The 5,084-nt window shown below is 69.5% G+C and carries 4 protein-coding genes; 1 reads left to right on the top strand and 3 read right to left on the bottom strand.

The window, feature by feature from the left end; genetic code table 11:
* From Q2100_RS19910 to Q2100_RS19900, 3 genes are all read right to left on the bottom strand, one after another.
* The coding region (locus Q2100_RS19910; RefSeq protein WP_302915451.1) for a DUF222 domain-containing protein at positions 1–501 on the bottom strand (501 nt) is incomplete at its 3' end.
* Positions 502–595: 94 nt separating this feature from the next.
* Entirely contained in the window at positions 596–2,575 is a 1,980-nt protein-coding gene (locus Q2100_RS19905) for a vWA domain-containing protein (RefSeq protein ID WP_302915450.1), read from the bottom strand.
* Positions 2,568–3,953, bottom strand: a complete 1,386-nt coding sequence (locus Q2100_RS19900; RefSeq protein ID WP_302915449.1) for a sigma 54-interacting transcriptional regulator — start codon at positions 3,951–3,953, stop codon at positions 2,568–2,570. Before Q2100_RS19900 ends, Q2100_RS19905 begins: the two co-directional genes overlap by 8 nt.
* A gap of 152 nt (positions 3,954–4,105) precedes the next feature.
* Between Q2100_RS19900 and Q2100_RS19895 the strand changes: the two genes are divergently transcribed.
* Positions 4,106–5,084: serine/threonine-protein kinase (locus tag Q2100_RS19895; protein ID WP_302915448.1), on the top strand; the 979-nt coding region annotated here is incomplete at its 3' end.

Here is a 5,084-nt window from a genome sequence, read left to right as displayed (position 1 = left end):
TTGCAGATCCTCCGGGCACATGCCCTGCGCCCACCGCGCGAGGTCGCCCTCGGCGTCGGCGCGGGCCGCCTGGTCGACCCACGGCGGGAGCTTGGTGAAGAACTTGCGGATCACCTCGACGTGCGCAGGGTCGATCAGCCCTTCCGCCAAGGCGGCCGCCGTGGCGTCCCACTGCGCGGGTAGTTCTTCACCGGTGAACGTCCATCGGGGTCCGAGCATGCCGGCAGCGTCGAGGCGTCTCTTCGCATCGGCGGTGTCGAGGTGCAACCGCTGGGCCAACACGTCTTTGAGCCCGGTGCCACCGAAGTCCGCGGCGGTGAACCGATCGGCCAGGGTGGCCAGCACGGTGTGGTCGATCGCCGCGTCCTGACGGTGAGCGTGCTGGCGGCGTTCGTACACCGCGAGCAACTCGCGAGCATTCAAGGTGTTCAGAGGCAGGGCGGCCAGCCCGGCGCGGGCGTCGTCCCACGCCTGCAGCGCCGCGACCACATCCCCATCCATGCATCGAACACTAGTTCGACCCACCGACAGATCAGCCGCGTTTGTGACAGCCGAAACGTATGTGGCGCAAGTTGTTCCGAGGTCTCGGGAAGGGCTATCTGCGGCGGCGGGACGACAGGTAGTCGCTGACCACCGCGGCGCCGAGGCCGTCGAGATCGGGCACCACGACCCGTCCGCCCACCCGCCGCGCCACGTGGTCGATGTACCGCGCCAGGCCCGGATCGCTGCCCAGCCGGAAGATCGTCACCTGCGCACCGAGTCGTGCGATCTCGTCGAACGCCCGCACGGTGAGCGCCAATGTGCGCGGATGCGGCGGATAGTCGAAGAACACCTGGGCGCCGCCGCCCTGGCCGTCGCGGAAATCCTCGAGGTGGGCCGTCGGCTCACCGTCGGTGACCACCAGCACCACCGGCTGCGCGTTCGGGTGCCTGCGCAGATGCCGCGACGCCAGCGCAAGCGCGTGGTGCAGGTTGGTGCCCTGCTCGTAAACGCCTTCCAGGCCGGTCAATTCGGCCGCGGTCACGGTCCTGGCGTACCGGCCGAATGCGATGATCTGCAGCGCATCGGACCGGAACCTCGTGCTCACCAGATGATTCAGCGCCAACGCCGTGCGCTTCATCGGCAGCCAGCGGTTCTCCATCACCATCGAGAAGGACGTGTCCACCAGCAGCGCCACCGCGGACTGCGTGCGCGTCTCGGTCTCGGAGATCTCGACGTCTTCCACCGTGATGTGCAGCGGCGGTTCCGCCACCCCAGTGCCCGCGCTGCGCAGCACGGCGTTGGTCAGCGTTCGGGTCACGTTCCACGGCTCGGTGTCGCCGAACTGCCACGGCCGCGTCCCTCCCGTCAGCTCACCGGCCGCGCCGGCCCGTCGGGTGTCACGCTCACCGTGGCGTCCCGAAAGCTGTTGTGCCACATCGCGCAGGGCCGTCTGCCCGAGCTGGCGCATCGCCTTCGGCGACAGCCGCCACTGGCCGTCGGACCCGCGGTCCAGGAAACCCTGGTTGAGCAGTGCACGCTCGAGCTCGGCGAGCGTGCGGGCGTCGACGGCGGCCTCGTCGCCGAGCTGACGGGCCAGCGCGTCAAGGTCGACGTCGTCCATCGACGCGCCGGCATAGCTCTGCGACAGCTGCTCGGCCAGCTGCTCGAGCTCGCCGATGTCGGCCAGCGCCTGTGCGCCCTCCCCCATCCCGAGGGGGTTGTCACCGGAGAACTCAGACGAACCCGACCAGTCCTCACCCGGTCGCGCGGCCTGCAGATGGGAGTCGAGCCGGTTGAGCGCGTTCATCAGCGACGGCGACCCGAAGGCCTGCTGCGCCAGCGCATCCAGTTCGGCCCGCTGGTCGGGCGACAGACTGTTGCGGAACCGCTGCGCGGCGGCGGCACGCTGGGCGAGCGAGTCGAGCAGTTCGTCGATGTCGCGCGGATTCTCCGGAAAGAACTCGCCGTGCTTGTTCATGAAGTCCTGGAAGTCCTGCTGCGTGTCCTCGCCGCGAGTGTGCTTGTCCAGCAGGTCGTTCAGGTCGTCGAGCATGTCGTTGACGCGCTGACGGTCCTCGTCGGTGGCGTTCTCCAGCGCCTCCTTCATCCCGGCGAAACGCTGGTCGAGCATCTCCCGGCCCATCAGGTCCTTGATCTGCTCGTACTTCTGCCGGGCCTCCGGGGAGCGCCAGTCGTACTCGGCCAGTTCCTGCACGGCCTTGGCCGGCGACGGCGACAACGCCTCCATCTGCAGTTCGCCGAACCGGGCGTCGTCGTCGAGCGCCCGGGCCAGCTCCTTGCGCTCGGCCAGCACCGCCTCGTCGAGCAGCTTCTTGATCTCCTGGAGAGTGCCGTCGAGATTGTTGCGCTGCAACAGTTCCCGTCGCCGCCGGTTGGCCTCCGCCGCGAGGCGGTCGGCGCCGCGCATCTCCTTGGTGCCGCGCCGCAGCAGCTCCGACAGCGCCCGCCGCGGTGAGCTGCCCTCCATCACGTCCTCGCCGATCTGCGCGAGCGCCTCGCGCAGGTCGACGGGCGGGGCCAGCGGATCCGGCCCGCCCGTGTACGAGGAGTAACGGGAGACGCGTCTAGCCATAGACGGTTTCGCCTTCTCCCGACACCTTGTCGATCCGCTTCGCCAGGTACAGCGCCTCGAGCGCCAGCTCGATCGCGGCGGCGCGTTCGCCGTCGGTCTGCGCGTTCAGCCGCTCGGCGATCACGTCGATCACCGGCAGATCCGGCAGCGCCGCCAGCACGTCCTTGGCCGACACCCGCTCACCCGTCGTCACCGGCGAACCCTCCTCGACCGCGGCCACCAGCGGGCCCACGTCGATGCCACCCAGCATCCGCTGCGCGGTGTCGGCGGTGGCGCGGCGCAGCAGGTGCTCGAGCACCGCCTGCTCGCGGCCCTCCTCGCCGGACTCGAATTCCAGCTTCCCGCGCAACACGTCGATGACCGTGCCGACGTCGCAGACCCGGGCCACCGGTTCCTGCTCGCCCAGAACGGCGGAGCGGTGCCGCGCAGCGGCGGCGACGGTCTCCGCCGCAGCGATGGCGAAACGCGCCGACACACCGGAGCGCTGGTCGATCGAACTCGACTCCCGCAGGTTGCGTGCGAATCGGGCCAGCACCTGCAGCAGGTACACCGGCACGTCGGCGGCCAGCTCGGCTTCCTGGCTGATGACGCCGACCTCGGCGTCGAGCTGCAGCGGGTAGTGCGTGCGGATCTCGGCGCCGAAGCGGTCCTTGAGCGGGGTGATGATGCGCCCGCGGTTGGTGTAGTCCTCCGGGTTGGCGCTGGCCACCACGAGCACGTCGAGCGGCAGCCGCAGCGTATAGCCGCGGACCTGGATGTCGCGCTCCTCCATCACGTTGAGCATCGACACCTGGATGCGCTCGGCGAGGTCGGGCAGCTCGTTGACCGCGACGATGCCGCGGTGCGCCCGCGGGATCAGCCCGTAGGCGATGGTCTCCGGGTCACCCAGGCTGCGGCCCTCGGCCACCTTGATCGGGTCGATGTCACCGACGAGGTCGGCCACGCTGGTGTCCGGGGTGGCCAGCTTCTCGGTGTACCGCTCGCTGCGGTGCCGCCATTCCACCGGCAGGTCATCGCCCGAATCGGCGGCCCGTCGGATCGACTCCGGCGTGATCGGCGTGTACGGGTGCTCGTTGAGCTCCGAGCCCGCGATCACCGGTGTCCACTCGTCGAGCAGGCCGGTCAGTGCGCGCAGCAGCCGGGTCTTGCCCTGGCCGCGCTCGCCGAGCAGCACGATGTCGTGGCCGGCGATCAACGCGCGCTCCAACTGCGGGATCACGGTGTCCTCGAAGCCCAGGATGCCGGGCCACGAGTCGCGTCCCTCGGACAGCGCGGCCAGCAGGTTGTCCTGGATTTCCTGTTTGACTCCCCGCTCGCGATGACCGGAGGCACGCAGCTCGCCGACGGTCCGGGGCAGATCAGAAGGTTGGGTCACCACTCCACGCTACGACTGCAAGCGACGGGCGGCACTCCTTCCCCCCACAGCGAACGCAACGTCACGCGTCCGTAAGAGGTATGCGGGAGCGATACGGTGCGCCCCGACCGCCGACTCGGTCCGACGATCAAGGTCGCGGCCGGTAGTCTGCGGCCATGCCGTTGGAAAGCGGTCAAGTCTTCGCGGGCTACACCATCGTCCGATTGGTGGGCTCCGGCGGGATGGGCGAGGTCTACCTGGCCCAACATCCGCGACTGCCCCGTCAGGACGCGCTCAAAGTGCTGCCCGCATCATTCAGCGCCGACGGCGAGTTCCGCCAGCGCTTCCAGCGCGAGGCCGACCTGGCCGCCACGCTGTGGCATCCGCACATCGTCGGCCTGCACGACCGTGGTGAGTTCGACGGCAGGCTGTGGATCTCAATGGACTTCGTCGACGGCTACGACGCGGCCCGTCTCCTGGTCGACCGGCACCCGAGCGGGATGCCGCCAACCGACGTCGTCGAGATCGTCACCGCGGTCGCCGATGCGCTGGACTACGCCCACCAGCGGCTGCTCCTGCACCGCGACATCAAGCCGGCGAACATCCTGCTCACCAGCGCCGAGCGGGCCAAGCGCCGAATCCTGCTCACCGACTTCGGCATTGCCCGGCGCACCGACGACGTCAACGGCCTGACGTCGACCAACATCACCGTCGGCTCGATGTCCTACACGGCGCCCGAACAGTTGATGGGCAAGCCGATGGACGGCCGTGCCGACCAGTACGCGCTGGCGGCAACGGCATTCCGGCTGTTCACCGGCACACTGCTGTTCCCGCACACCAATCCGGCCGTGGTCATCAGCCACCACCTCAACACCCCGCCGCCCAAGCTGGGCGAGAAGAAGCCGGAACTGGCCGCCTTCGACGCCGTGATGGCCAAGGCGCTCGCGAAGGACCCAGAGGCCAGGTACGACACCTGCCACGACTTCGCGGTCGCACTGACCGAGGCCGGCAATCAGAAGGTGGCCGAGACGAGGCCCGTGCTGCCGGTCCCGCCGCCCGCCCCGCCGACCCAACCGATCCCGGCGATGCAGAAGCCGGCGGCACCGCCCTACGTGCCGCCGCCGCAGCAGCCGCGTCCGCCGGTCACGCCGACAC

The sequence above is a fragment of the Mycolicibacterium arseniciresistens genome (genome assembly GCF_030519285.1).
In the GTDB taxonomy this organism is placed as follows: Bacteria; Actinomycetota; Actinomycetes; order Mycobacteriales; family Mycobacteriaceae; genus Mycobacterium; species Mycobacterium arseniciresistens.
This window is presented reverse-complemented; position numbering and strand designations above follow the sequence as displayed.